The 26,450-nt window shown below is 61.8% G+C and carries 26 protein-coding genes and 1 tRNA gene; 11 read left to right on the top strand and 16 right to left on the bottom strand.

Features of this window, described 5'->3' with window-relative positions; genetic code table 11:
* The first annotated feature begins 115 nt into the window (after nt 1–115).
* From rfbB to rfbA, 3 genes are read left to right on the top strand one after another with little or no spacing between them, the layout of a single operon-like run.
* The gene (gene rfbB / locus A2G96_RS18265) at nt 116–1,180 is read left to right on the top strand and encodes a dTDP-glucose 4,6-dehydratase (RefSeq protein WP_062801493.1); all 1,065 of its coding nucleotides are present in this window, start codon (nt 116–118) and stop codon (nt 1,178–1,180) included.
* Nucleotides 1,170–2,102, top strand: a complete 933-nt coding sequence (gene rfbD, locus A2G96_RS18260; protein ID WP_062801492.1) for a dTDP-4-dehydrorhamnose reductase — start codon at nt 1,170–1,172, stop codon at nt 2,100–2,102. The genes rfbB and rfbD overlap by 11 nt, the downstream gene beginning before the upstream one ends.
* Nucleotides 2,095–2,973, top strand: coding sequence for a glucose-1-phosphate thymidylyltransferase RfbA (gene rfbA, locus A2G96_RS18255; protein WP_062801491.1), 879 nt, complete (start codon nt 2,095–2,097; stop codon nt 2,971–2,973). Before rfbD ends, rfbA begins: the two co-directional genes overlap by 8 nt.
* Nucleotides 2,974–3,088: 115 nt before the next feature.
* Here rfbA and A2G96_RS18250 read toward each other — a convergent pair whose 3' ends face one another.
* From A2G96_RS18250 to rfbC, 7 genes are all read right to left on the bottom strand, one after another.
* Nucleotides 3,089–3,973: a GumC domain-containing protein gene (locus tag A2G96_RS18250; RefSeq protein ID WP_062801490.1), complete on the bottom strand. Its 885-nt coding sequence runs from the start codon at nt 3,971–3,973 to the stop codon at nt 3,089–3,091.
* A complete protein-coding gene (locus A2G96_RS18245) occupies nt 3,970–5,070 on the bottom strand; it encodes an MraY family glycosyltransferase (RefSeq protein ID WP_062801489.1) in 1,101 nt (366 codons plus the stop codon). The genes A2G96_RS18250 and A2G96_RS18245 overlap by 4 nt, the downstream gene beginning before the upstream one ends.
* Before the next feature lie 110 nt (nt 5,071–5,180).
* Nucleotides 5,181–6,311, bottom strand: a complete 1,131-nt coding sequence (locus A2G96_RS18240) for a glycosyltransferase (RefSeq protein ID WP_082819004.1) — start codon at nt 6,309–6,311, stop codon at nt 5,181–5,183.
* Nucleotides 6,308–7,432: an EpsG family protein gene (locus tag A2G96_RS18235; RefSeq protein ID WP_062801487.1), complete on the bottom strand. Its 1,125-nt coding sequence runs from the start codon at nt 7,430–7,432 to the stop codon at nt 6,308–6,310. The genes A2G96_RS18240 and A2G96_RS18235 overlap by 4 nt, the downstream gene beginning before the upstream one ends.
* Nucleotides 7,402–8,487 carry a glycosyltransferase family 4 protein gene (locus A2G96_RS18230; RefSeq protein WP_062801486.1) on the bottom strand — a complete coding sequence of 362 codons (1,086 nt, stop codon included), beginning with the start codon at nt 8,485–8,487 and terminating at the stop codon, nt 7,402–7,404. The genes A2G96_RS18235 and A2G96_RS18230 overlap by 31 nt, the downstream gene beginning before the upstream one ends.
* On the bottom strand, nt 8,484–9,740 hold the full coding sequence (locus A2G96_RS18225; RefSeq protein ID WP_167354377.1) for an MATE family efflux transporter: 1,257 nt from the start codon (nt 9,738–9,740) through the stop codon (nt 8,484–8,486). The genes A2G96_RS18230 and A2G96_RS18225 overlap by 4 nt, the downstream gene beginning before the upstream one ends.
* Before the next feature lie 12 nt (nt 9,741–9,752).
* On the bottom strand, nt 9,753–10,325 hold the full coding sequence (gene rfbC, locus A2G96_RS18220; RefSeq protein ID WP_082819003.1) for a dTDP-4-dehydrorhamnose 3,5-epimerase: 573 nt from the start codon (nt 10,323–10,325) through the stop codon (nt 9,753–9,755).
* 348 nt (nt 10,326–10,673) lie between these two features.
* Here rfbC and A2G96_RS18215 point away from each other — a divergent pair, with 348 nt between their 5' ends.
* The 3 genes from A2G96_RS18215 to waaA are packed head-to-tail and all read left to right on the top strand — an operon-like array spanning nt 10,674 to nt 14,477.
* A complete protein-coding gene (locus A2G96_RS18215) occupies nt 10,674–12,077 on the top strand; it encodes a phosphomannomutase/phosphoglucomutase (protein WP_062801484.1) in 1,404 nt (467 codons plus the stop codon).
* On the top strand, nt 12,058–13,164 hold the full coding sequence (gene waaC, locus A2G96_RS18210; protein ID WP_062801483.1) for a lipopolysaccharide heptosyltransferase I: 1,107 nt from the start codon (nt 12,058–12,060) through the stop codon (nt 13,162–13,164). The genes A2G96_RS18215 and waaC overlap by 20 nt, the downstream gene beginning before the upstream one ends.
* A complete protein-coding gene (waaA, locus tag A2G96_RS18205; RefSeq protein WP_062801482.1) occupies nt 13,164–14,477 on the top strand; it encodes a lipid IV(A) 3-deoxy-D-manno-octulosonic acid transferase in 1,314 nt (437 codons plus the stop codon). The genes waaC and waaA overlap by 1 nt, the downstream gene beginning before the upstream one ends.
* Before the next feature lie 294 nt (nt 14,478–14,771).
* Here waaA and A2G96_RS18200 read toward each other — a convergent pair whose 3' ends face one another.
* Complete coding sequence (locus A2G96_RS18200; RefSeq protein WP_231909599.1) at nt 14,772–16,223, bottom strand: O-antigen ligase family protein; 1,452 nt, start codon at nt 16,221–16,223, stop codon at nt 14,772–14,774.
* Nucleotides 16,224–16,438: 215 nt separating this feature from the next.
* Here A2G96_RS18200 and A2G96_RS18195 point away from each other — a divergent pair, with 215 nt between their 5' ends.
* Nucleotides 16,439–17,245: an META and DUF4377 domain-containing protein gene (locus tag A2G96_RS18195; RefSeq protein ID WP_062801480.1), complete on the top strand. Its 807-nt coding sequence runs from the start codon at nt 16,439–16,441 to the stop codon at nt 17,243–17,245.
* Between the two features lie 196 nt (nt 17,246–17,441).
* Here A2G96_RS18195 and A2G96_RS18190 read toward each other — a convergent pair whose 3' ends face one another.
* The 4 genes from A2G96_RS18190 to A2G96_RS18175 form a co-directional block, all read right to left on the bottom strand.
* Complete coding sequence (locus A2G96_RS18190; protein ID WP_062801479.1) at nt 17,442–18,950, bottom strand: TolC family outer membrane protein; 1,509 nt, start codon at nt 18,948–18,950, stop codon at nt 17,442–17,444.
* Between the two features lie 76 nt (nt 18,951–19,026).
* Nucleotides 19,027–19,350, bottom strand: a complete 324-nt coding sequence (locus tag A2G96_RS18185) for a rhodanese-like domain-containing protein (RefSeq protein ID WP_062801478.1) — start codon at nt 19,348–19,350, stop codon at nt 19,027–19,029.
* 12 nt (nt 19,351–19,362) lie between these two features.
* The gene (locus tag A2G96_RS18180) at nt 19,363–20,016 is read right to left on the bottom strand and encodes a protein-L-isoaspartate O-methyltransferase family protein (protein ID WP_062801477.1); all 654 of its coding nucleotides are present in this window, start codon (nt 20,014–20,016) and stop codon (nt 19,363–19,365) included.
* 84 nt (nt 20,017–20,100) lie between these two features.
* Entirely contained in the window at nt 20,101–20,901 is an 801-nt protein-coding gene (locus A2G96_RS18175) for a TetR/AcrR family transcriptional regulator (RefSeq protein ID WP_062801476.1), read from the bottom strand.
* 257 nt (nt 20,902–21,158) lie between these two features.
* On the opposite strand from A2G96_RS18175, the gene A2G96_RS18170 reads away from it, so the two are divergent.
* The 3 genes from A2G96_RS18170 to A2G96_RS18160 all read left to right on the top strand — a co-directional run bounded on the left by A2G96_RS18170 (nt 21,159) and on the right by A2G96_RS18160 (nt 23,027).
* Nucleotides 21,159–21,443: a YkgJ family cysteine cluster protein gene (locus tag A2G96_RS18170; RefSeq protein ID WP_062801475.1), complete on the top strand. Its 285-nt coding sequence runs from the start codon at nt 21,159–21,161 to the stop codon at nt 21,441–21,443.
* A gap of 60 nt (nt 21,444–21,503) precedes the next feature.
* Complete coding sequence (locus tag A2G96_RS18165) at nt 21,504–22,064, top strand: DUF1439 domain-containing protein (protein WP_062801474.1); 561 nt, start codon at nt 21,504–21,506, stop codon at nt 22,062–22,064.
* Nucleotides 22,065–22,145: 81 nt separating this feature from the next.
* Nucleotides 22,146–23,027: an undecaprenyl-diphosphate phosphatase gene (locus A2G96_RS18160; protein WP_062801473.1), complete on the top strand. Its 882-nt coding sequence runs from the start codon at nt 22,146–22,148 to the stop codon at nt 23,025–23,027.
* 73 nt (nt 23,028–23,100) lie between these two features.
* On the opposite strand, the gene trmB is transcribed toward A2G96_RS18160, so the two are convergent.
* The 4 genes from trmB to A2G96_RS18140 form a co-directional block, all read right to left on the bottom strand.
* Entirely contained in the window at nt 23,101–23,865 is a 765-nt protein-coding gene (gene trmB / locus A2G96_RS18155) for a tRNA (guanosine(46)-N7)-methyltransferase TrmB (protein WP_062801472.1), read from the bottom strand.
* 66 nt (nt 23,866–23,931) lie between these two features.
* Nucleotides 23,932–24,006: transfer RNA gene (locus tag A2G96_RS18150), tRNA-Gly, on the bottom strand.
* A gap of 60 nt (nt 24,007–24,066) precedes the next feature.
* Entirely contained in the window at nt 24,067–24,300 is a 234-nt protein-coding gene (locus A2G96_RS18145) for a hypothetical protein (RefSeq protein WP_062801471.1), read from the bottom strand.
* Between the two features lie 63 nt (nt 24,301–24,363).
* A complete protein-coding gene (locus tag A2G96_RS18140; RefSeq protein ID WP_231909598.1) occupies nt 24,364–25,326 on the bottom strand; it encodes a LysR family transcriptional regulator in 963 nt (320 codons plus the stop codon).
* 126 nt (nt 25,327–25,452) lie between these two features.
* On the opposite strand from A2G96_RS18140, the gene A2G96_RS18135 reads away from it, so the two are divergent.
* Nucleotides 25,453–26,442 (top strand): tripartite tricarboxylate transporter substrate-binding protein, encoded by a 990-nt coding sequence (locus A2G96_RS18135; RefSeq protein WP_062801469.1) that lies wholly within the window; start codon nt 25,453–25,455, stop codon nt 26,440–26,442.
* Nucleotides 26,443–26,450: the final 8 nt, after the last annotated feature.

The following is a 26,450-nucleotide window of genomic DNA, read 5'->3' as shown; positions in this document are numbered from 1 at the left end:
GACATATAGAATACCGTCACTTTCCGAGGCAATGCACGACTGATCGTCCGCCTTGCGAAGACGGATGTCCGGCAGGGGCCGGTTTGTTAAAGCATTTTGATTGGCAGGAGCAAGCTTGTCGCACATTCTGGTCACGGGCGGCGCGGGATTCATCGGCGCAAACTTCGTTCTCGAATGGCTGCGCCATGAAGGCGCCGACGCGGTAGTCAATGTCGACAAACTCACCTACGCCGGCAATCGGAACAGTCTGGCCGCGCTCGACGGCGATGTCCGCCATGTCTTTGTGCAGGCCGACATCTGCGATGGTGCGGCCGTCACTGCGTTGCTCCATGCGTACCGGCCGCGTGCCATCGTGCATTTTGCCGCGGAAAGCCATGTCGACCGCTCCATCGCAGCGCCAGGGGACTTTGTGCAGACCAATGTGGTCGGCACGTTCCGGTTGCTGGAAGCCGCTTTGGCACATTGGCGGGAGCTGGATACGCCCGCGCGCAACGCATTCCGTTTCCTACATGTTTCGACCGACGAGGTGTTCGGTTCGCTCGCACCTGCCGATCCGCCATTTACTGAAGCCTCCCGCTACCAGCCGAGCAGCCCTTACTCCGCGTCGAAGGCGGCGTCGGACCATATGGTTCGGGCCTACCACCACACCTACGGCCTTCCGGTCCTTATCTCGAACTGCTCGAACAACTACGGGCCTCTGCAGTTTCCCGAGAAGCTGATTCCGATGATAATCACCGGCGCGCTGGCGGGCCGACCGCTGCCGTTATATGGCGATGGACGTCATGTGCGAGACTGGCTCTATGTCGGCGACCATTGCGCGGCCATTCGAGGGATCCTAGATAGAGGTAAGCCAGGCGAAACCTATAACGTGGGCGGCTGGAACGAAAAGACTAACCTGGAAGTCGTGCAGGCGCTCTGCGATCTTCTGGACGAACTGAGCCCCCGGCCATCCGGCTCCTATCGGGAGCAGATCGTCTTTGTCAAAGATCGTCCCGGCCATGATCGGCGTTACGCGGTCGACGCGCGGAAGATCGCGTTCGATCTCGGTTGGAAGCCGACGGAAACGCTCGGCTCAGGCCTGCGGAAGACTGTTCGCTGGTATCTGGAGAATCCGGATTGGATACGGGATGTGTTGTCGGGTGAGTACCGCAACCCAGCAGGCGCTCCCTATGTCGCATAGCCGTGCAATCCCGATCATTCTCTTGACCGGCAGCAACGGACAAGTCGGGTTCGAGCTGCGTCGCAGCCTGGCGCCGCTGGGTCGCATTGCGGCACTGGACCGTGCGACCTGTGATCTAGCGTATTCAAGCCGAATTCGCGACCTTGTGCGTCGGATCCGGCCCGACGTGATCGTCAATGCAGCGGCTTACACCGCCGTAGAAAGGGCGGAAGGCGAGGCAGAGCTTGCCTTTGCCGTAAATGCCGTGGCCGCGGGCACGCTCGCCGAAGAGGCGCGCGCGCTGGGAGCCATGCTGGTTCACTATTCCACCGACTATGTTTATGACGGTACCAAGGATTCGCCGTATGTGGAAACCGATCGCACCAATCCGCTCTCGGTATATGGGAAAAGCAAAGCAGCTGGCGACGAGAATATCCTGGCGACGGGTGCCGCTGCACTGATCCTGCGGACCTCATGGGTAGCCGGGGCCCACGGCAGCAATTTTGCTGCGACGGTACTCTCCCGGGCTCGCGAGCAGGCCCGACTGCGCGTGGTAGCCGACCAGCATGGTGCGCCGACCAGCGCTGCCCTCGTCGCTGACGTGACCGCGCATATCCTGGCGCGCTACTGGCTGTTCGGCAGGCGCGAGACATTTCCCACGGGTATCTACCACCTCGCCGCCGACGGCGTGACCACTTGGCACGGCTATGCAACTGAGGTCTTACTCCGCGCTGCCTGCTATGGCGTCGCGTTGAAAGCTAGGCCCGAAGATGTCGAGGCCATACTCACTGCACAATATCCGGCCGATGCGCTACGACCGGCGAATTCCCGTCTGGACACCACCAAATTGCGCTGTACCTTCGGCATCCACCTTCCACCCTGGCAGGAAGGGGTACACCATGTGCTGGAGCAGATTCTGACCGAGCGAGCCCAACATGCGTAAAGGCATCATCCTTGCCGGAGGTTCCGGTACTCGCCTCTACCCGATCACAAGGTCAGTGTCGAAACAACTGCTGCCGATCTATGACAAGCCGATGATCTACTATCCGCTGTCCACGCTGATGCTCGCCGGCATCCGCGACATCCTGTTGATTTCCACCACGCAGGACACACCGCGCTTCGCTGAGATGCTCGGAGATGGTAGCGCGTGGGGCATCAGCCTACAGTATGCGGTGCAGCGATCGCCCGATGGATTGGCTCAGGCATTCATAATCGGCAAGGCCTTTATGGGCAATGATCCCCCGGCATTGATCTTAGGCGACAACATCTTCCATGGCCACGGGTTGGTCGCGCAACTCCGGCGCGCTTGCACCCAGACCGACGGCGCCACGGTGTTTGCCTATCACGTACAAGATCCGGAGCGCTATGGCGTCGTGGAGTTCGATGAGAATTTCCGCGCGAAGTCGCTGGAAGAGAAGCCGCTCAAGCCTCGTTCGAACTATGCAGTGACGGGGCTGTACTTCTACGATCACCAGATAGGCGATATCGTGGCCGATCTCTGCCCGTCCGCACGTGGTGAGCTGGAAATCACTGACGTCAATCGCGCCTACCTCGAACGCGGCCAGTTGGAGGTGGAAGTCATGGGGCGCGGCCTCGCCTGGCTAGACACCGGCACGCATGAGTCATTGCTCGAAGCCTCGAGCTATGTCGCCACGCTGCAGAAGCGCCAGGGCCTCATGGTTGCCTGCCCGGAGGAAATTGCGTATCGCAACGGATGGATCGAGGCAGAGCAGCTCGCAAGCATGGCGCGAAGCTTGCGCAGCAGTTCATACGGCGCCTATCTCGCGCGAATTGCCTCCGAGGCGATACGTTAGCACCGCGCGGGCCGACACTCGATTGTCTCGGACCGCCGGTTTTAACGCACGCCAGCAGCCATTGGCCAACGGCTGCACGGAATGCCACCGCTTTGCCAACCTGAAAAGGTCGGTTTCATGCGGAAGAGTTGTGACCGCGCCTGCTGTCGGCCCACATCCCGAACATAGTTGCTACGAGGGCAGCCAGCAGCGCGCCGCCTACCGCGAACGGAACCTTCTTAGGGAAGACAGGTCGCCTGCTAACTTCAACATCGCCAAGCGGCCGCGTATTAAAGGTCCTAGCAGGGTTGAGTTGTTCCTCGAGCGCGGATTGCCGCAGCCTCAAGTTGCGCATCTCGGATTCAGTCAACGACAGCAAATTGCCAAGTAGAACCTGCTCCGAGAACTTGGCATTGGCATTTTGCTTGGGGGGATTCTGTGCGCCCATTTGCTGCAACTGGCGATACTGTGCCATCGCCGCCGCTAGGCTGGTGCGGGTTTCATCCAAATCGGACTGGAAGCGGGTAATGGACGGTTCCGACAAGACCGAGTGGAGATGAATGAGCTCGTTCTGGGTCTCTAGCAGAAAGCGGCGCGCCTGCTCCGCGCTGTAGCCTCTAACGCCGATCTCGAGCAACTCCGAGGTCCGTAATACCTGGGTCGTCAATGAGCTTCTGAAGAGATCCGTATTTTTGTTGGCACCGGGATCACTCGGCAAGTTGAGTTTTTTCAAAACCGCATCCTGGAAGGGCCCCAACTTCATGCGCTCCATGGCACGCGCTGCGGTCTCGATCACTACGCTCTGCTGGCCATTAGTAGTGGGCGATGTCTGGATCTGCCCCATTTGCAGGACAGACCTTGCTTCCCATTGCTGTGGAATCAAAAAAGTCAGGACATAGCCCAGGACGCCGCCAATGACGAACGACGCACTGATAAGTACTAGATGGCGGCGAGCAAAATCGATGCTCACTGTGAGGGCACCGGACCCCGGAATCAGTCCGGTCGGTTGGATTCTGTTCATCGCGATTTTCTAAAGATCAGCCAGCGGGGGCTACGGAAACGGACGATGCTCCAATATAGCCACACATAAGTGACCACAAAGGCTAGGCAAAAAACCACCAGCAGTGGCGTGTTATCCCAGAATAGCGTAGCTGGGCCCACTGCAAGCAGGCTAAGCAGCCAAAGATACGGAGAAGTAAATGAATTGCGCCGCAAGCGATGACGGTCGTTCTTGCTGCCCACGGCCCATCGCATCAGGCGGCGATAGATCAGCATGTGCAGATGCACGCCATCCGGTATACCGGGGGAGATCCCACGCAGAAAGCGCTTGCGGTAAATGGAGAACAGGGTTTCGAAGATGGGGTAGATAACCATCAGCACCGGGTACCAAGGAGAGACCTGCGGGTGCCGCATCACGATCACAATGGCCAGTTCGGCGACGATGAATCCGATCAGATAGGCGCCCCCGTCACCGAGGAACACCATGCCGCCAGGGAAGTTCCATAAGAAGAAGCCCAGAATAGCGCCGATCATGACGAACGACACGGTTAGCACGAAACCGTCGTTCACCTGGAACGCAACATAGGCCACCGAAAGCAGCATCATGGTCGTCACCATTGCCGCCAGACCGTTGAAACCATCGATAATGTTGACGGCATTTGCCATGCCGGCTACAGCCACGCAAGTCACAGCGATGGAGATGGCGATATAGTTCGCCAGCACAGCATCGACTGGCCCGATCGCGATCCTAACCACGCGGATATCTAATAACCAAACCGCAAGCAGCGCTGCCAACATGGTGGCGATTAGCCGTTGCGACGGGCTGACCTTCTTGGTCAGGTCTTCGACCAGTCCCGCAACGAAGGCGGGGGCCGCCGCGATTATCAGCAACCAGTAATCACGTGTCGGGGAGTTAGGCCTGAACGATAACACTAAGCCACCTACCAGCAACGCCATCGCAATACCAGTGCCGCCGATCCGCGGTACCGCACGGGTGTGGAACTTCTGGGCTCCCTTGAAATCGTGGTCTGCGGAGAGATGCGCGTGAATATGAGCGTAACGTACGATCAGTAGGGTAACAATAAATGAGACGAAAAAACCAACGCTGAGGCTAAGCATTATTGGTCAATCCTGTTTTGTGGTATAGATCAGTTGGTTTTCTTTTGGTTCGGTCCTGATATTGACCAGCATAAAGCTGATCTCGCTCTGTTGTCCCGAAAATTCCGGGGCTATCTTGACCGCGAGCCAGGGTAGATCTTCTTGTATAGATCAAGCGTCAAGTCAACCATCCGTCGGTCGGTAAATAATGCCTCGAAACGTGCTCGCGCATTACGTCCCATTTCCGCGCGCAGTTTATCGTCTCCCAGTAGCCTCTTGATTGCGCCTGCCAGTTCTTGTGCGTCACCGGGCGCGACATTGTACCCGGTTCTGCCGTGCTCATTAATCCATTTCGAGCCAGATGGGCGGGTCTCCGTGGTTACAACTGGAAGGCAATGCGCCATGGCTTCAACGATAACCACGCCAAAGGACTCGGGATACACTGCCGGTAGGCAAAAGAGATCGGCCTGGCGGTAGAGTTCACCGATCTTCGTCCGGTCCACCCGGCCCTGAAAGACTACGCGGTCCTCGACGTTGAGTTTTTTTGCCAGCGCGGCTAGCGCTGGCAGATAGGGTCCGTCTCCGACGATCCAGGCCTCTACCTGCGCGGGCAGGTCGGCAATGGCCTCCAGCAGGACATGAAACCCCTTCTGCTCCACGGCCCTACCGACCGCCAAGATGATGAACTTTCGTTCATCGTCCGAAGCGGCAGTCACGACGCCATGTTCATCGTTGTCGCTTTCGGGGTCGGGGATGCCAATCGGGACCACATGGATCTTGTCCTTGAATTTTCCGAGCCAGCGCGACTCGGTCGAATAGGTTCCCGAAGTGGTAATGATTGCATCGGCACGGGCTAGAATCCATTGCTGCAAGGGCGCGAACAGATACAAGAGCCACCCCTTGTTCACGACATCAGAATGCCAGTGCACGACCAGCTTCGCCTTGGGGCGTACGAGCCAGATTGCCAAGCACGCCATCGGGTCTGGTACGTGCAAATGAATGATGTCGTATCCGCGCCACTGGCGCGCCAACTCTACCACCATGGCGGGTGAAATTGCAGTTGCCGCCAGCTTGGTTAGCATGCTGGCGCGGGTAATTGTGGCTCCATCCACTTGCTCTTGAACGGTACAAGCGTCGGCATTGCAGCACAGAGCGTCAGCTGCAATGTTAATTGATCTCAAGCCAGCTACCAAATCGCCAATGACGGATTCTATTCCGCCGATGGCGGGAGGGAAGAATTTTCCGACGTGCAGGATTTTCACGAAAATATGTCGAAATTTGAATTATACGGCCGAAGTATCGAAAACTTCGCTACAAAAAGTAATAAAGAGTGAAAAGTTGCTATGGAGAGCAGCAATAGGGCTTCGCCAGTGCGATTCCGTCTGTACATGGTTTCCAGACAAATCGGTGCGATCACATACAATGAGGTCGCGAAAACTACTGCCAGACGCTGAAGAATCCCAACCTGTCCGAATAGAAGTAAAATCAGCGTCGACACAATATAGAGATTCAGCCAGATCATGTTGCGTCCATGATTCTCGGCTACATGCGTATAGCAATAAATTGCAACGAGGCAATAAGCGGCTGAAGATAAGACTGCGAATATTTTGATCGGGTCGCTTTCCTCGGTGTTCGCATATTTCAGTAGCTTTTCGCCGATTTGTGGGATTTGAGTGAGCACCGTATTCCAGTTCGGCAGCGCATTCAGATAAAACAATGCTAGGCACAAGATCAACGCGACTGCGATATATGCTGGTTTGATGGCGCGCTGGAAGGCAACGCCACCTAGCGCCACCAGACCGGAAAGATGCACCAAGGGGCAAATGGCGGCAAGAACCAGAGCCACGATATTGCGGCCGCGCGCAACATAATAGAAGGACAGTAATGCGAGCGCGCATGTAAGCCCGAACCTGATTTGCGTGAATTCACGGACCCAGAAGCCCTGGCTTAGGTAGAGAAGCAACGAAACATACCAGTACGGCGAGGCGCGCGCGATCACGAAGGCATAGATCGAAATCGACAGCGCGCTGATGGCGAGCAGGCTGCCCTGGAACGACAATCCTAGGCTCTTACTTAGGCCTATAAGAAGAATGTACCCGGATTCCAGCCCGACGAGAGAGTCTGGAATGACGTTGACCCAGGCGTGGTGAAGGAGCTGCTGCAACGGCGGAACGTCGAGAAAGATGGCTTCGTAGGCGGCGTAGTCGTTATCCGCATGGAATCTGAAGCCGGCAAGGACCACCAGCCATAGCAGCACCGGAATATAGAGGACCTGGAGGTAACGCCGCGCCTCGCTGAATTGCTCCGCCCATGCCAGCACCGCGACCAGCAGGAATGTGGTCCAATATATAGTCACGCCGTCGTCGCAATCAGTTTGCGCCATGCGCCAAGGATCTTGGCTCGGCTAAAAGACTGCACGCGATCGTATCCCGCGTGTGCCAACCGGTGCCGCAGCCCGGCGTCGGCTGTCAAGCGAACCATCCCGTCAGCGAGCGCATTGCTGTCCTCCGCAGTCACAAGCATGCCAGCCTGCCCGTCCGCGAGGATCTCGCGTGGACCGGTTGGGCAGTCAAAGCTGATCACAGGTAAGCCGGATCCGAGGGCCTCAAGCAAGACCATCGGAAACGCTTCAAATCGCGACGACAGCACGAAAATGCCGGCTTCCCTAAAGAAGTCTTCGACATTGCGCTGCATACCAGTGAACCGAATTTTGTCGAGGACGCCCATATCTCGTGCTCTGGCTTCAATTTGCTGGCGTAGGGGGCCATCACCGACGATGGTTAATGACCAGGCCTCGGCTACTTTGACGGTGTAGCTGTAATAGGCCTCCAGCAGTAGGTCAAAGCCCTTCTGGTCACTGAAACGCCCCACCGCAAGCAGCGTGTTCGACCTTGGCAGTTCTACGACATCAGCAGGTTGAATCTCAACGAAATTGGGGATAACTTCAACGCATTGGAGGAAATTCCGATAGATGGCGGCATCGCGCTCGGTCAACACCACCAATCCGTCGAGCCTGGGGTAAATGAAACGACGCATCGTGCGTCGCACCGCATTGTGATAGTGGTAGTAAATGTGTTCGCAGGCAATTCTTTTTATTGGCAGCCTATGGCCTGCGAGCGCCAGTGCGATGCTTTGGTTGAAGAACATGCTGAAAACCACTTGCGGCCGGTTTTGCTTAAGCCAGCGTCGCAGCCGGGCTACTGATTGAAAAAACCACTTGACCCGCGCAAATGTGTTGCTGGGGATGCGCGCCATGCCGAGGTGTCTAATCTCGACGTTGGGGTCGATCGCCAAAAATGATTCGCACGGGTAAGGGGATACGAGCGTGACTCTGTATTGCTCATTGACCAGGGCTGCGGCAAGGTTGGCAGCCACACGTTCGGTGCCGCCAGCATTGTCAAGGCCGTTCAGCAGGAAGGCGATGTGCGTTTCTTTCATAGGATTCTTTGCGTGCGCAGATAAAGCGCTGAAAACATCACGCAGGTGGCGTAGGCCGCGGTAATGCAGAAAATGAATGAAATTGGCTGAATCGACGGCTGCAAGGCCAGCACAACAAAATAGACTGCTGCGGCGGTGAAGTATTTCGCCATGAACAAGGCGTAGTGCCGTTGCTTGAAGTAAAAGCTTGACAATGCGGCATCGGCAAATACCAGTACACCGGTCCAGGCCAGCGCCGTTAATATGAAACTGTATCCGGTATAGGAAGAACCGAACAACAGCGAGAGGATGATTTCTGCCGCAACCGTCGTAACAAGTGCCGCACAGACGGATAGCGCCACCATGAGCCCCAATAGCCTGAAGCGGGCCACTCTGGTTTTCGCGCCGTAGACCAGTGCTGGCGCGAGGATCTGGGACAGCAGCCAACCGAAGCCATACCACGACTCGATCAATGCCTTAGGCGCGGCGTAGCTGCCCAGCAGGTCGAAACCGATTGAACGCCTGAGAATCAGCATGTCAACGCGTTGAATCAAATACATAAAGCAGAAACCTGCCCACACAGTGGCACCGGCTTTCAATAGGTGCAAAAGTAACTCCGGCCGGAGTATTGGCGCGAGGATGCCGGCTTGGGCGAGGTACCGCGACATCAGAATGTTGAAGCAGACGAATTCCAAAATCCAGATGAGGGCGATAAGGCTGATGCTCCATTGCAAGCGCAATGCAATCCATAGCGCAAGCAGTTTAACCGCGAGAATTGCCAATCGGGTGATCGACACCACCGGATACCGCTGGATGGCCTGGAAATATGCGATGCTGACCGCAAACGGTTCCGCCAATATCAATAGGCTGCACAGGATCAGTGCAAATGTGTAGTATTCCGCCGGCAATGTGCCAAGCAGGTAGATGGCAACTGCTACCATGCAGAGCATGCTCACCGCGAGGCGTATAAAAAAGGCAGACCACAGCCATTCGCGGGCCTGGTCCTTGCGCTGTATGATTGCCGCTACGAGAATTTCTGAGCTGCATACCAACGCCAGTGATCCCACTAAGTTAATGGCGGACAGTGTGTATTGCCATACCCCATACGTCGTGGGACCGAGGCTCCGGGCCAGCATAGCCTGGACCAGCAGGAGCGAGGCTGCTTGTGAGACTTTCTCGGCGAAAGCAAGCGCGACTACGTTTCGCATTAAACAGGTAGATAATTCGTCCAGATGGCTACCGCGCCAGGGTTTGGCAATTGGCCCGGAGAACAAGAGCGTTTCTTGTCAGGCTGGCCTCGCTTCAGCCCTTAACTCGTCAAGTAATGCCGACAACTTCCCGGCGGTAAGGTCGCGGTCGCTCAATATGGGGGCATCAGAGAGCGGCCAGGCGATGCCCAGGCTGGGGTCATTCCAGCAAACCGAGCGCTCCATCGCGGTTTTGCGCTCGCATGTCATGAGATAAAGCACCGAGGCGGGTTGCTTGCCGAGCACTAGGAAACCATGACCAAAACCAGGCGGAACCCACAACTCTTCACCGCTGTCAGCATCTAGTTCCACGCCGGCCCACTTTCCAAAATTCGGTGATTCAGCGCGCAAATCTACAGCGACATCAAAGATGCGTCCTTCGAGTACGCGCACCAGTTTCCCCTGCTCGCGGCCAAGCTGGATGTGGATGCCGCGCAGCACGCCCGCGTGACTGAACGTATGGTTGACCTGCCTAACCGGTATCGAGGTACCGGTGACCTGGGTAAAGTCAATGGCGTTATAGATTTCCTGTAGGTAGCCGCGCTTGTCAGTATGCCGATCGCAATTCAGGACTTGGGCGGCGGGAATGCTGAGGGTTCTGCTAGCAATCATTCTGATCCTTGCGATAAAGCGAGCACGTACTGATCCAGCGTTCCGCCCGCTTGCGGCGGATGCCGAGACGCGCGAACCGTGGCGTGTGCCTATCGCCCGTGGGACAGCATGCCGGTGCATCCAAAGTGCTTGCCGGAGCGACGGCGAAACTTGCTGCTCATTCGTCGTCCAACAGCGCCCATCGTGTACTAATGAAGGGAGCCGCCCTTGACCCGGATCGTCCCGGCCCATCTGCAAAGGAACTGACTGGCGCTTAGCCGGCTCGAACGAAATCTGTTCGAGGCGCGAATTATATGCGGCCTCGCTATAGAATGGCGCAACCAATTGTAATGCGAAGTGGATCGAATTATGACTAAAGAGACGCAAGAAGGGGTGGATTCTTCCATTTTTAAGGCCTACGATATCCGCGGAATCGTTGGCAAGACGCTCACCCGCGACATCGCACGGCGGATCGGCCTGGCGTTCGGTTCCGCCGCCGCAGAACTCGGCGAAGCTACCGTTGTGGTGGGTCGCGACGGCCGTCTCTCTGGCCCCGACTTGACCGCCGGCCTGGTTGAAGGTCTGCAAGCCACTGGGCTCGACGTCATCGATGTCGGTCTTGTCGCCACGCCGATGGTTTACTTTGCTACGAATGTTGAAATCAACGGTGTGCGGCCCACCTCAGGCATCATGGTCACCGGCAGCCACAACCCGCCCGATTACAACGGCTTCAAGATGGTGCTGGCCGGCCAGGCGATCTACGGTGAGCAAATCAAGACACTGCGCAAGCGCATCGATAGCGGCAGCTTTAAGAGTGGAGCGGGTGGCTACACACGGGTGGATGTGCGTCAAAAGTATCCTGATCGCATCATCAGCCATGTTAAGTTGGCCCGCCCGATGAAGATTGCCCTCGACGCCGGCAACGGCGTCGCTGGTGCTTTCGTCGGTGACCTATTTCGTGGCCTCGGTTGCGAGGTGACGGAGCTCTTCTGCGATGTCGATGGCAATTTCCCAAACCACCACCCCGATCCGGCCCATGTGGAGAATCTGCAGGACTTGGTGAAAACTCTGCGCGAGAGCGACTGCGAACTCGGACTGGCCTTCGATGGCGATGGTGATCGTCTCGGCGTGGTGACCAAGGATGGCCAGGTGATTTTTCCCGACCGCCAGCTAATGCTGTTTGCGCAGGAAATTCTGTCGCGCAATCCGGGCGCACAGGTGATTTACGACGTCAAATGCACTGGTAAGCTCGCGCCGTGGATACGCCAACACGGTGGTGAGCCGCTGATGTGGAAGACCGGGCATTCGTTGGTCAAGGCGAAGCTGAAGGAAACGGGCGCGCCTATCGCGGGCGAGATGAGCGGTCACGTATTCTTCAAGGATCGCTGGTATGGCTTTGACGACGGCCTATACACGGGTGCACGTCTGCTGGAGATCCTGTCGCGCTACGCAGATCCTAGCGCCGTGCTGAATGCGTTGCCGAATGCGCTGAACACGCCGGAACTGCAGCTCAAATGTGCTGAGGGTGAGTCGTTCACACTGCTGGACAAGATCAAGGCGAGCGCGAAATTCGAGGGCGCGCGCGAGGTGATCACCATCGACGGCGTGCGCGTTGAATATGCCGATGGTTTCGGCTTGGCCCGCCCGTCCAACACCACTCCGGTGGTGGTGATGCGTTTTGAGGCGGATAGCGACGCTGCGCTGGTGCGGATCCAGGAGGAGTTCAAGCGCGTGATCTTAGCAGAGAAGCCGGATGCTCAGTTCCCGTTCTAAGCGCGCGGCGGTGTCAGCGGAATCAGCGGGCGCCACTGGTGTGCTACGGCCCACGCCGGCCGCGGTCCCATTCACACTGCCAGAACGGCCACGCATCCTGTTGGTCAAGGTGTCGTCGCTCGGTGATGTGGTGCACAACATGCCGTTGGTGCACGATCTGCGCTCGCGCTGGGCCGGTGCCGAAATCGATTGGATGGTGGAAGAGGGCTATGTCGGACTTGTCCGGCTATTGCCGGAGGTGCGCAGGGTGATCCCGTTTGCGCTGCGGCGTTGGCGCAAGCGCGTCTTGGACAAGGGAACTTGGCGTGAGGTGGGCGAGGTGCGTCACGCCTTGCAGCAGGATCGCTATGACGCGGTGATCGAGAGTCAGGGTTTGCTTAAGACCGCGTTGGTTGCGCGCTTCGCCATGCGCGCGTCTGGTGCGCCGATTATCGGGTTAGGCAATGCCACGCTGGGTTCAGGCTATGAGCCGGCAGCGCGGCTCTTGTATACCGATGCGATAAGCGTGCCGCGCCGGACGCATTCAGTGCAGCGCTCGCGCTTGCTCGGTGCAGCGCTGACCGGGGTTGCGCCACTGGCACCACCGCAGTTTTTCGGGCATGCCGCCCAGTCGCTCCATGTGGACGATCCGCTGTGGGGTGACCTGCCTCCGCGCTATGCCGTGTGCTTCCACGCCACTGCCGACGCGCGTAAAAAATGGGCAGTGCATAACTGGCATGCGCTGGGCACGCGGCTGGCGGATGAAGGTCTGACGGTCCTGCTGCCGTGGGGCAGTGACCAGGAACGCCGGGCAGCCGAAGAGATCCGTGCTGGTGTGCCGTACGCAAGGGTGTTGCCGCGCTTCTCCGTATTACAGGGCTTTGGGCTGATCAACCGGGCCGAGGTGGTGGTCGGGGTCGATACGGGCTTAATCCATATCGCAGCGGCGTTGTGTCGGCCCACGGTTGAGATTTATACGGCAACGTGGCGATGGAAGACTGAAGGCTACTGGTCCGAACGGATCGCCAATGTCGGGGACGACGGCGTGGTGCCGTCGGTCGATGAGGTCTACGAAGCGGCTTGCCGCGTGCGCGGAGTGGCTGGCTGATGCTGCGTTTGGTATATAGCTTGTTGTGGTTCGTGGTGCTGCCGGTTGCATTGCTGCGCTTAGCTTGGCGCGCGCGTAAGGAGCCGGACTACATGCATCATGTCGGCGAACGCCTAGGTCTATACGGAGGGCTGCCTCGGAAGGGGCCATGGCTATGGGTCCACGCTGTTTCAGTAGGCGAGACCCGCGCCGCGCAGCCGCTGATCGATGCGCTGCTGAGCGCTTATCCGCGTCATCGCTTGCTGCTGACACACATGACTCCGACTGGGCGCCAGACCGGTGCGCAATTGTTCGGCAAAGAGCCGCGCATCCTGCAGTGCTACCTGCCATATGACGTGCCCGTGCTCGTAAGGTCGTTCATGCGGTATTTCGCGCCGCAGGTGGGCTTGCTGATGGAGACGGAAGTCTGGCCCAACTTGGTGCGCGGGGCCCGCAAGGCGCGCGTCCCCCTGTTTCTGGTCAATGCGCGCCTGTCGCCACGCAGCTTCCGGCGTACTGCGCGCTTTGGGCGCGCGGCGGCGGTCATGTACGAGGATCTTGCCGGTGTGCTTGCACAGACGCCTGGCGATGCACAGCGTTTTCGGGCATTGGGTGCGTCGGCGGTGCAGATCACTGGTAACTTGAAATTTGATATGCAGCCCGCGCTTGCAGGCGTTGCGGTGGGCGAGCAATTGCGCAAGTTCATTGCCACGGGCAAAGTTCTGGCAGCTGCCAGCACCCGTGAGGGAGAGGAGCCAATGTTGCTCGATGCATTCTCCCGTTGGCAATCATTGGCGGGCAATGTCCCACGCCCCGCTTTGCTGCTTATCCCCCGTCATCCGCAGCGGTTTGATGAGGTCGCAGCGATGGCAGCTCGCGCAGGGTTTTCGGTGAAGCGCCGGAGTGCACTGGATCTCAATGTCATACAGTTGCCGCTGAGCGCCGATATTATTCTGGGCGATTCGATGGGCGAGATGGCCATGTATTTTGCGGCGTCGGATCTAGCCTTTATCGGTGGCAGCCTGTTGCCACTCGGGGGGCAGAACCTGATCGAAGCCTGTACGCTTGGTACGCCGGTGCTGGTTGGCCCGCATACCTTCAATTTTGCACAGGCGACCGAAGATGCAATTACTGCGGGGGCTTGCCTGCGCGTTGACAATGCCGATGAGCTGATGCGCACAGCAGCGAGCGTGCTGGCCGATCCAGCTCGGCTGGCAGAAATGCGTGTCCACGCACAGACCTTCGCAGGCCTGCATCGAGGCGCCACCTCGCGAACCCTCGCCGCGCTGGCTACGGCGCTTGAAAGCTCATCTGTTGCTAACCCTGTTGCTTGACCGCAGCATCCCGGTGTAGCGATGGCCCTCCCTATGCATCTGCCTCATGCAAGGCAACATCCGCCCATCCTCTGATGGAGCGACCACTTCCTTGGTACTGTCTCACACTAAGTCGACAACGTTGCGCTAGCGGAGCTTCGTTGTTCACCCGCGAATGCAGCCGAAATTGGCTAGCAGCGTCTCCAAGGCTCAGGATGATTTCACGGTCGTCAGCTTGATGCAGCGTCTTGGCGACGGTTGCTGTTACGTGCCGCCCCGGTGATCGTATTCAGCCTGTCGGTCAGAAAGCAACTGCTATGTGGCGATTCTGGGCGGGGAACTGGCTGCCTGAACTCGAAGCGCCTTCTTGGATGAAACCACATATGCGAAGCACACGGCCATGATCAGGCTGTAGCAGGCATTGACCAAGGTTGTGCCGAACATTGCCTCGGTGAGACCAAACACCATGAAGCCGCAACACAGCGCCAGGCCCATTGCGCTGGCAACTTGCGTATCCCTGTCGTTACTGCGCAGGTGATACAGAAAGAAGGCAACAGGGACAAGATATAGGGCAAAAATTGCAATCAATCCGGGTATGCCGAGCGTTGCTCCTGTGTGCAGGATGTCATTGTGTGCGTGCGGCATGGTAGCAGCGAGCGGGGTAACTACATGCTGTTCTGCCAGTCCTTTAAGAGCCTGCTCGTAATTTTCTGGGCCAACTCCGGCCCAAGGATGAGCCTGTAGCATTTTGAGCGAGGCGCGCCACAGTTGCAGACGTATGCCAGTGGAGGTGTCCAATGTTACATGGTGAGCAAATTGAGACAATTCAGATACAGTTTCCATCGTGCGTTGCTGCACCCGATCGCTGCTGAGCCAGGTGGCGGCCATGAAACCGGCTAGTACAAGCAGACCAGCTCCTTTGTGGATACGTTTCAACTTGCGAGATGCCATCAGGGAGACCAGCACGAGCACGGGTACTGCGATCCAGCCCCCGCGCGTGCCGCTCATATAAGAGGCATACAAGCCCGCAAAACCCGCCAGGAGCTTTACCCCGACCTGCACATACTCTCCAGGGCGGTTCCAGCCTGTGGAGATCACGGCCAGCATGCCGGTCAGCAGGGCGAGGTTGCCGAAGGGAATGACATTGGAGAAGCCGACATGGCTGGGGCGGCCGGCCGCGGCGACTTCATGCAGCCACAGGGCGGATATCAATGCACAGGCGACGAAGCCCCACTGGATGTTCTGCATGCCGCGCCGGCCCAGGCGCAGCAGGCCTGGGACCAGAACGATGAACAGCGCAAAACGCAGGTATAGATAGGGCACATGCGGGTCATCGGCGCCGGTCAGCAGTTGCTGGAGCAGCAGCGCCAGCGGCAGCGCCGCCATGGCCAGCATGAAGGGCCAGTACCGGCGCAGGATGCAGCCATATTCGGCCACGGCGGCGCGGCCGCCGGTAGCCAGGGCGATGACGCTCCACCCCAGCAACAGCCCGTAGCAGGTGTTGCTGAGCGACGGCTTGACGAACATCAGCGCGGGAAACGCGGCCAGGACAACACAGGCGCTCAGGTACAGAGCTTTGTCGATCCCCAACGGTAGGGACCCTTGCAATCTCGTCATCAAGAGCATGGAGAAAGGTTTCCGGAGGAAGGTGATTGCATGGGAGATGCCTGCCGTTCCGTCCGTCTTATTATTGTCGCCGTCTCCTGAGGAGCGGTGCCCTGCGCCGGCATTGCGGCTCGGGGCGAAGCGATTATATCGGATGGCCACGGTGGCATTTCCAGGAGTTCCGCATCCTAGCCGGGTGAGCGTGGCTACCCGTTACAGGATGTATGTGGAGGGCAGGGCGCTTCAAAAGCGCCTTGCCGGATCGGCTTGCTAAACTGAAGGTCTATGGCCGGGTGCACTTTCCGGCATGCTGCTTGTCACAGCCATCGATGACATCGCTATGGGCGCCCCAGGGCAGCCCCGCAACAGGAGTTCTTATGGATAGCCGTAATCGCCTGATTCCCTTCGCGGCCGCCGTGCTTGTCGCCACCATGCTCGGCGCCTGCACCACTGCGACCGCGCCCGATCTTCCTTCGGCCGGCACCAACCTGAACCAGACCCAGCCCTCCGGCCCGAGCCGCTGGGAACTGGTGCGCTGGCAGCAGCCTGACGGCTCGGTGCGCGAGATCCCGCACGGCGACAATGGCGAGCCGATCATTTTCGAGTTCAACGAAGGCATCGATGCCGCGCAGGGCACGGTCAGCGGCACCAGCGGCTGCAATCGCTTTACCGGCAGCTATGGCAAGACCGAGACCGGCATCCGCTTCGACCGCATCGCCGGCACGCGCATGGCTTGCCCGCCGCCGCGCATGGCGCTGGAGTCGGCGCTGCTGAAGGCGATGCAGACGCCGTTCTCCACCGTGGGCACGCAGCCGTCGGCGGGCAGTACCGGCCGGCAGATCATCTGGAAGACCGTGGACGGGGATCTGCTGCAGTTCGTCGAGCGCGAGGGTGTGGGCAAGCGCGGCGCGCGCGTGGAGGCGGCGGGCGTCGAGAAGACCGTCTATATCGATTCGCAGCGTGTGGAGTGCACGGGCGTGGGCAAGATGACGTGCTACCGCTGGCGCGAGTCGCCGGATGCGCCGTGGCAGCTGTGGTACGGGCCGATCGAGGGGCTGGATTTCGAACCCGGGGTGTCGTACCGGCTGCGCGTGCGCGAATACCAGGTGCCGAACCCGCCGGCGGATGCGTCGGCGATCCGCTGGCAGTTGCTGAAGGTCGAGTCACGGACACGTGCGCAGTAGCTGTTGGTTTGCTCCCCTCTCCCATTTATGGGAGAGGGGCGGGGGAGAGGGCCGGCGCCTCAACGAAGTGATACGTCACCATGCTTGGCAAACGCCGGCCCTCTCCCCCAACCCCTCTCCCGCAAGCGGGGGAGACAACCAGCGCATCTTCGCCGCACCACACAAAGAAAATGGGCCGCAGTTGCGGCCCGTTGGCTCAGGAGCGCGGCGTTCCGCCGTCGCGCCGCGCACCGCGGCGATCCGCTGCTGCAGCCGCCTTTGCCGGCGCCTTCACGCCCGCCTGTGCCGGAACCGGCAGCTTGTACATCGACCCCGGCACCGACGTCAGCAGCGTATTGATCTGCACCACGTCCGCTTCCTGCAGTACCCCGGTGGAAGCCTTCAGCCGCAGCCCGTTCATGATGGTGTCGTAGCGTGCCTTGGCCAGGTCGCGTCGCGTGGAGAACAGCTGGGCTTCGGCGTTGAGCACGTCGATATTGATGCGCACGCCAACTTCATAGCCGAGCTGGTTGGATTCCACCGCGCTGGTGGCCGAGCGTTCGGCCGCCTCCAGCGCCTTGACCTGGGCCAGGCCGTTGGAGACGCCGGAGTAGGTCTGGCGCGCGGTCTGGGCGGCGGTGCGGCGGGCGAATTCGAGGTCGCTGGCGGCCTTGTCGGCCAGCGCCAGGGTCTCGCGCACGCGCGACTGGATCTGGCCGCCGGCGAAGATCGGCAGGGTCAGCTGCACGCCGATCTGCGACGCGTTGTAGTGGGTCGAGATCGCCTGCGTGGCGCTGCCGGTCTGGTTGTTGAAGCCGTACGAGGCCACCAGGTCCACCGACGGCAGGTGCCCGGCCTTGGCCTTGTTGGTCTCGCGCTGCGCGGTCTCGAGGTTGTAGCTGGCCAGGTTGACCTGAAGGTTGCTGGTCTCGGCCTGCGCCGCCCAGGCGTTGACATCGGGCGGCTGGGGTCCGGGAATCGGCGCTTCGGCGCGCAGACCCATCAGTTCGTCGACCGGCTTGCCGGTGATCTGCTGCAGCGTCGCGCGCTTGATTTCCAGGTCGCTCTGCGCGGCGATCTCGGTCGAGGTGGCCAGGTCGAAGCGGGCCTGGGCGTCGTTGGCGTCGACGATGGTGGCGGTGCCGACCTCGAAATTGCGCCTGGCCTGTTCCAGCTGCTCCGCGATGGCCTTCTTCTGCGCGCGCGCCAGGTAGAGGTTGTCCTGCGCGGCCAGCACGTCGAAGTAGGCCTGCGCGCTGCGCGTGATCAGGTCGAGCTCGGCCTGGTGGAAGGTGACTTCGCCCGCCTGCGCGGCCAGCTCGCCCTGCTTGTAGGTTTCCCAGCGGTCCCAGCGGAACAGCGGCTGGCTCAGTTGCAGCTGCCAGTTGTTGTTGTTGAAGAAACGCGTGCCGGAGGCGCTGGGCGCGCCGCCGAACGGCACCGACGCGGTCTGGTCGAGCTTGGTGCGGTTGGCGCCGGCGGTACCCACCACCTGCGGCAGCAGGCCCGCGCGGCCCTGCGGCAGCTTCTCGCGCGTGGCCAGCAGCTGCGCGCGGGCGCTGGCGAACTGGGCGTCATTGGCTTGCGCATCGCGATAGACCTGCAGCAGGTCGGCCGCGCCGGCCGGCGCCGCGGGCAGCATGCCCAGCAGCGGCATCAGCAGGGAAACCGCGATCGCCAGGCGCGTCCGGATTGCTCCGGGCTGGGCGTTGGGCGCAAACGTCATGACACCTCCAGGTGGGCGCGGCGGTGCCGCGGCCGACAGTCGTTTCTTCTTCGTATTGCTGCGCTGGCCTGCCGCGTCAGTACTTCGGCATGGCGGGGTCGACCTGGCTGGCCCAGGCATCGACGCCGCCGGTCAGGTTGTAGACCTTGCCGTAGCCCTGGCGCTCGAGGTAGGCCGCCACCTGCATGCTGCGTGCGCCGTGGTGGCAGATGCAGACGATGTCGGCGTCTTCGTCGAGTTCGGCGGCGCGCGCCGGGATGTCGCGCATGGGGATGTGGGTGATGCCGGGCAGGGCGCAGGTCTGCACCTCCCAGCCTTCACGCACGTCGAGCAGGACCGGTTTGGCGCGGCTGGCGTCGGCCAGCCACTGGGCCAGTTCGGTCGCTTGGATCACCTGCATGGCGGTATGTCCTCAGAACTGGAATTGCGAGGGCCGGGCCGCGCCCTGCAGGGGCTTGACCGCGGTCTCGAACAGGTTGACGACCTGGTACTCGGTCTCGGACACGCGCGTAATCAGGCGCGCTTCCATCACCGGCAGTTCGCCGACGAAGGCGGCGATACGCCCGCCCACCTTTACCTGCGCCAGGATCGACGGCGGAATCGCCGGCAGCGAGCCCGAGATGCAGATCACGTCGTAGGGTGCGGCGGCGGCCCAACCGTCGGCGGCATTGCCTTCGGCGACGTCGACGTTGGTGACGCCGGCATTGGCCAGGTTGGTGCGGGCCAGCTCGACCAGCTCGGGGACGATGTCGACGGTCAGCACGTGGCGGGCGCGGTTGGCCAGCAGCGCGGCCATGTAGCCGGAGCCGGCGCCGATTTCCAGCACGGTCTCATGCTTGCGCACGGCCAGGTCCTGCAGGATGCGGGCTTCGACGCGCGGCGCCAGCATGTTCTGCCCGGCGGGCAGCGGAATCTCCATGTCGACGAACGCCAGCGAGGCGTACGCGGCCGGGACGAACTGCTCCCGCTTGACCACCGCCAGCAGGTCCAGGATTTCCTGGTCCAGCACGTCCCACGGGCGGATTTGCTGTTCGATCATGTTGAATCGGGCTTTTTCGAGATCCATCTTGCCATTCCTTACCAATGCCAACCGCTGTCGGTCTGTGCGCCGGCCGCGCGGTGCCACGGCCGGACAGTCTTATCAAACCTGCTATTTTAACCCTCCAGGCGCCTCCGGGCTCATTCCGAGCCCGCGCTGCGCCAGCATCTCGTCGCGGATCCCTTCCCAGATATAGGCGCCGTGCTGCGGCGGCAGCGGGCGGTTGCGGGCCTCGCCCGCGGTCAGCCCGAACAACAGCGTGTCGAGCAGGCCATCGAGGAAGGCCTCGGGGTCGATGTCTTTCTCGGCGGTGGCGCGCAGCGCGCGCTGCCACATCATCAGGAATACCAGCGGCGCGCAGATCAGCGTGGTGGTGGGGTTGGCCGGCAGCGCGCGGAACTCGCCGCGCGCCACGCCGCGCGCCAGCACCTTGGCGAACAGCTCGTCGCCCGGCACCATCACTTCCTGGTTATAGAAGCGGGCGATGTCCGGGAAGTTGGCCGACTCCGCCATGATCAGCTTGGTCAGTCCCGCCACCGGCGTGGCGCCGATCAGCCCCCACCAGCCGCGCAGCAGTTCGCGCAACAGCTCGGGCGTGCTGCCCTGGTAGGCATCGACCAGGTCGGCGCCGCGCGCCAGTGCCGGCACCAGGTTCTCGCGCACCACCGACTTGAACAGCTCTTCCTTGTTGGCGAAATACAGGTAGACCGTGCCCTTGGACACGCCGGCCGCCGCGGCCACGTCTTCCAGCCGCGTGGCGGCATAGCCGCGCTCGACGAACAGGTCCAGCGCCGCCGCCACCAGTTCCTGCGGCCGCGCCGCCTTGCGCCGGCTCCAGCGCGGGCTGTCGGCGTCCTTGTGCGGATCGGCGGGTGGCTTGGTCACGGCGGGCTTGCGAAGACTGCGGGGCACGAGGGGCTTCGAAAAAGTTAATAACTTGTGGGTCAGTAATGTAGATGAGGCCCCACAGGGGGTCAAGGGCGGGCATGTACCAAGCGGGTCCAACAAAAACCCATTCGCGTCATGTGATTAATGGAGCACGAATTTACCTGCACCCTAACGCCGCGCTTACGGCGTTTTCCTTTTCTTACAGGACGCCCGCGGCCCTTCGGGCACAATGTCGGCTTTGTGCTGGCGGCCTGGCGGCTGCCCGATCCCGAACCATCGTCATGAGTTGCCGGTCAGACCTTTCCTGCCGCGCGGGCTGCGGCGCCTGCTGTATCGCGCCGTCGATCGCCTCGCCGCTGCCCGGCATGCCGGACGGCAAGCCGGCGGGCGTGCCGTGCGCGCAGCTGCTGCCGGACATGCGTTGCGCGGTGTTCGGCAGCCCGGAGCGGCCCGCGTTCTGCGGCGGCCTGAAGCCATCGGCCGAGATGTGCGGCGAGTCGCGCGAAGCGGCGCTGCAATGGCTGGCCCGGCTCGAGATCCTGACCGCGCCGCAAGCGCAAGCCTGACACGCTCGGCGCGGCATGGCGCCTGGCATCCATTCCTGACATCCCGCAATCGGAGGCAATATGATCCGGACTTCCCGACGGCGCTGGCTCGCCGCTGCCGCCGCGGCCACCCTGGCCGTGGGGCTGGCCGCCTGCGGCGCCTTCCGCAGCGAGTACACGTTTTCGCAAAGCCAGCTGCAGGCGGCGCTGGAGCGCAAGTTCCCGTTCAACAAGCGCTATATGGAGCTGTTCGACATCCAGCTGACCAACCCGCAGCTGACGCTGGACTCCGTGCGCAACCGCGTCAACGTGCAGTTCGACGCCACCATCGACAACAAGCTGTTCTTCAGCCAGGCTCTCACCGGCCGCTTTGCGCTGGACAGCGGGCTGCGCTATGACGAGCCCACGCGTTCGGTGGTGCTGCAGGATCCGGAGGTGAAACGCTTCGACGTGCAGGGCATGCCCGCGCAGTTCTCGCGCCAGCTCAATGCGCTCGGTGGCATCCTGGCCGAGCAGCTGCTGCAGGGCTATCCGCTCTATACCTTCCGCGAAGACCAGCTGCGGATTGCCGGCACGCACGTCGAGCCCGGTACAATCACCGTTTTGCCCGACGGCATCAACGTCAAGATCAACCGCCCCTGAACCGGGCGCATCGAACAACAATGCGGGCGGTCCGGCATGCAAGCCGGACAACGCCCGTGACTACCGTCTCTTTCGTTCCGCATGGAAATCGCACTTGCCCTGAAGGCCGTGATCCTCGGCATCGTCGAAGGCCTGACCGAGTTTCTTCCCATTTCGAGCACCGGCCACCTGATCCTGGCCGGGCAGCTGCTCGACTTCAACGACGAGAAGGGCAAGATCTTCGAGATCGTGATCCAATTCGGCGCGATCCTGGCGGTGTGCTGGGAATTCCGCGCGCGCATCGGCAAGGTGGTGCGCGGCCTGCGCGACGACCCGCTGTCGCAGCGCTTTGCCGCCAACGTGGTGATCGCGTCGGTGCCGGCGATCGTGCTGGCGTTTATCTTCGGCAAATGGATCAAGGCCCACCTGTTCAACCCGATCTCGGTGGCGCTGGCCTTTATCGTCGGCGGCGTGGTGATCCTGCTGGCCGAATGGCGCGATGCGCGCCGCGGCACGGTCTCGCATCCGCAGGGCAACGCGCTGCTGGAAGCCGCCAAGGCCGGCGCGCCGCGCATCGAGTCAGTCGACGACCTGAACTGGCGCGACGCGCTCAAGGTGGGGCTGGCGCAGTGCTTCGCGCTGGTGCCGGGCACCTCGCGCTCGGGCGCCACCATTATCGGCGGCATGCTGTTCGGGCTGTCGCGGCAGGTGGCCACCGAGTTCTCGTTCTTCCTGGCGATCCCGGTGATCTTTGGCGCCACGGTCTATGAACTGTACAAGGCGCGCGCGCTGCTGAACGGCGACGACCTCGGCATCTTCGCGGTCGGCTTCGTCTTTGCCTTCCTGTCCGCCTTTTTGTGCGTGCGCTGGCTGCTGCGTTTCGTCGCCACGCACGACTTTAAGCCGTTCGCGTGGTACCGCATCGCCTTCGGCATCGTGGTGCTGCTGACCGCTTACACCGGGCTGGTGTCCTGGCACGCCTGAGCCAGGAGCCATACTCGCAGGGAACAAAAAAGCGTGGCAGGTGCCACGCTTTTTGTTTGGGCGCTTGCTGAGATCAGGCGCGCTTGCGGAACACCACGTCCCACACGCCATGCCCGAGCCGCACGCCGCGCCGCTCGAACTTGGTCACGGGCCGGTAGTCCGGCCGCTCGGCAAAACCGTCCGGCGCCGCCGAGGTGTTCTCCAGCAGCGGCTCGGCCGACAGCACCTCGACCATCTGGTGTGCGTACTCTTCCCAGTCGGTGGCGCAATGGATATAACCGCCCGGCTTCAGGCGCGCGGCCAGCAGCTTCACCAGCGGCGGCTGCACCAGCCGGCGCTTGTTGTGGCGCTTCTTGTGCCACGGGTCCGGAAAGTAAATGTGAACGCTGTCGAGGCTGTCGTCGGTCAGCATATGCGCGATCACTTCCACCGCGTCGTGCTGCAGGATCCGCACATTGGACAAGCCACGCTCGTCGATCAGCTTGAGCAGCGCGCCCACGCCCGGCTCATGCACCTCGCAGCCCAGGAAGTTGTCCTGTGGCCGCAGGCCGGCGATATGCGCGGTGGTCTCGCCCATGCCGAAGCCGATCTCCAGGATCGACGGCGCCTGGCGGCCAAAGGTTGCTTCCCAGTCCAGCGGCTGCGGCGCGTACGGCACCATCATGCGCGGCCCGACTTCGTCGATGGCGCGCTGCTGCCCGGTCGACGTCCGGCCCGCGCGGCGCACGAACGAACGGATGCGGCGCGGGTGCGCAACGCCTTCAGGATCGGCGGGAGAGGGGGCGGGCGAGGTCTCGGCCTCGTCGGCCGGCCCGGTGCTGGGGTCTTGGGGAAGCATGGCAACAAAAAAGCCGCCGGGCGGATCACCGTAACGGTGGCAAAGGCGGCTTGTCTCGACTGGAAGTGGAGCGGGCGATGGGAATCGAACCCACGTCTTTAGCTTGGGAAGCTAAGGTAATAGCCATTATACGACGCCCGCGAACCCGCGATTCTATGCGGGATCCCGGGGGGATGCAAGCGAGTGGCCGATGGGGCGCATTCAGCCGCTGGGGTCCTTGTCCGCGAAGTTCCTGCCAATCTCCTGGCTGATATAGCTGCACAGTCCGCGTCCCGCTTTGGCGAGGCGCTTCATCTGTTCCACATGGCTGCGGCCCGGGCGCCGGTAGTCGTAGGTGTAGACGCGACCATCTTCGAACCGGACCCGGATGTACTCGGGGCCTAGTTCGTAGGCGTCGATGCCCGATCTGCCGCTGAGGTTCCTGTAGGGCTTCATGACTGCCAATGATATGCCGGGCCTGGCCTTGCTGCTGGCGGCGGAACTGGACGCGTGGACGCGTCAGCGGCGCCGCACCGGTGCCGAAGGCACGCTGGCGTCCTGCGCGGCCACCGCTTGCAGGGCTACGCGCAGCAGTGCCACCGCGGGCGGCGATTCGATTTGCGCCGGCGTGATGAAGACCAGCTGCCCCGAGGCAAACGGCGTGCGCAGCCGTACCTGGCAAACCATCGACAGCGCCTGGTAGTTGGCCAGCGCCGTGGCGGGCGCCACCGTCAGGAATCCGCCCGCGGCGGTCATGGCCAGGTTGCTGTGAAATGACGCGGATTCGATATGCGGCACCGGCGGCAACTGGCCATCGTCGAGGAACGGCTGCTCGAACACGTCGCGCGTGTGGGTGCCGCGCGGGGGCAGGATCCAGGGGCCTTCGTGAAGGTCGGCCAGCGCGACTGCACGGCGCCTGGCCAGAGCGTGGCCCGGCGCGCAGACCACGGCCAGGTGTTCGTCGCGCAAGCGCGTGATGTGGGCGCTGGCCTCGAGTTGTCCGGCGTGTTCCTTTTGCAGCCGGCCCACGATGCAGTCGAGCTCGCCGGCAGACAGCATCGCGGTAAGCCCGGCGACCGTATGTTCGCGTACCGCAAGCCGTGGCAGGTTGCCCCGCGCACGCAGCCATGCCACCGCTCGCGGCAGCACGTCCATCCCCACCAGCGGCAGCATGCCGAGCCGGACCAGCGCGACTTCCGGCCGTGTCAGCAGCGCGTCGCCGGCCGCGTCGATCGCGCCCAGCACCACGCGCAACCGTTCCAGCGCACGCTCGCCCGCAAGGCTCAGGCGGCCGCCGCGTGTGGTCCGCTCGATCAGCTTGCAGCCGAAGGCGAGTTCCAGCTCCTGCAGCATCTTGGTAACCGCGGGCTGGCTCAGGTGCAGCCGCTCGCCGGCCGCCGTCAGCGAGCCGCTGCGTGCCACCAGGTCCAGCAGGCGCAGGTGGCGGATGCGCAGGCGGTCGATCCGGTTGGGCCATGGCATGGCGGCGTTGCTGCTTCCCGGGCGCGCGTGCTTCATAACGAAACGTGATGGCTTCATCCAAACTGGATAATTGTTTCGAATGGTGACCTGCCGGGACAATCGGGGCAAACCATGGAGGAGACCGCAATGGAGTCCAATCCCCGGCGCCGCCTGCTGCTGAAGTCACTGCTGGCATTGCCAGTTGCCGGTGCGCAGCCCAGAGCGCATGCTGCCCAGCCCTATCCGAGCCGTCCGATCCGCCTGGTGGTGCCCTACGCCGCCGGCGGCGGGCCCGACATCCACACCCGCAAGCTGGCCGAGCGGCTGGCGCACGTGCTGGGCCAACCGGTGGTGGTGGAAAACAAAGTCGGTGCCGGCGGCATCCTCGCCGCCGAATTCGTCGCGCAGCAACCGGCCGATGGCTACACGCTGATGCTGGGCGCTTCCACCCATGTCGCGCAGAAGCTGCTGCAGCCCGGCGCGAAGTTCGACCCGATGGCGTTCACCCACATCATCCGCGTTGGCGTCAGTCCGTCGGTGCTGGTGGTCAGCGCCAGCTCGCCGTACCGTAACGTGGCCGATCTCGCCGCCGCGGCAAGGCGGGCGCCGGGCACGCTCAACTACGCCTCGGGCGGGATCGGCTCGGCGGCACATGTGTCGGGCGCGGCGTTCGCGTCGGCGACCGGCATCGATGTGGTGCATGTGCCGTACAAGGGGTCGGTCGAGATCGTGCCGTCGCTGCTCAAGGGCGATACCCAGTTCGGCTTTCCGGTCGCGGCCACGGCGATGCCGCAGCTTGCCAGCGGCAAGGTGCGGGCGTTGGCAGTGACCTCGGCCAGCCGCGCCGCGGTGTTGCCGCAGGTGCCCACGTTGAACGAGGCCCTTGGCCGCAAGGACCTCGACCTCGATGCCTGGAGTGGCATCTGGGCGCCGCCGCGGCTGCCCGCGGCGATCACTGCGCGGCTGCATGCGGCGGTGATGCAGGCGCTGGAGGATCCCGGGCTGCGCCGGACCTATGCCGACATGGGCGCCGTGATAGCTCCGACTCCCGCACCGCAAGCGTTTTCCCGGCTCGTTGCCGACGAGACCGTGCGCCTGCGCCAGATCATCGACAAGAACCGCATCACCACGGAGTAGACATGGCC

The organism is Cupriavidus nantongensis, from assembly GCF_001598055.1.
GTDB classification, from domain to species: domain Bacteria; phylum Pseudomonadota; class Gammaproteobacteria; order Burkholderiales; family Burkholderiaceae; genus Cupriavidus; species Cupriavidus nantongensis.
Note: the sequence above shows the minus strand (reverse complement) of the source record. Positions and strands in the feature narration are given on the sequence as shown.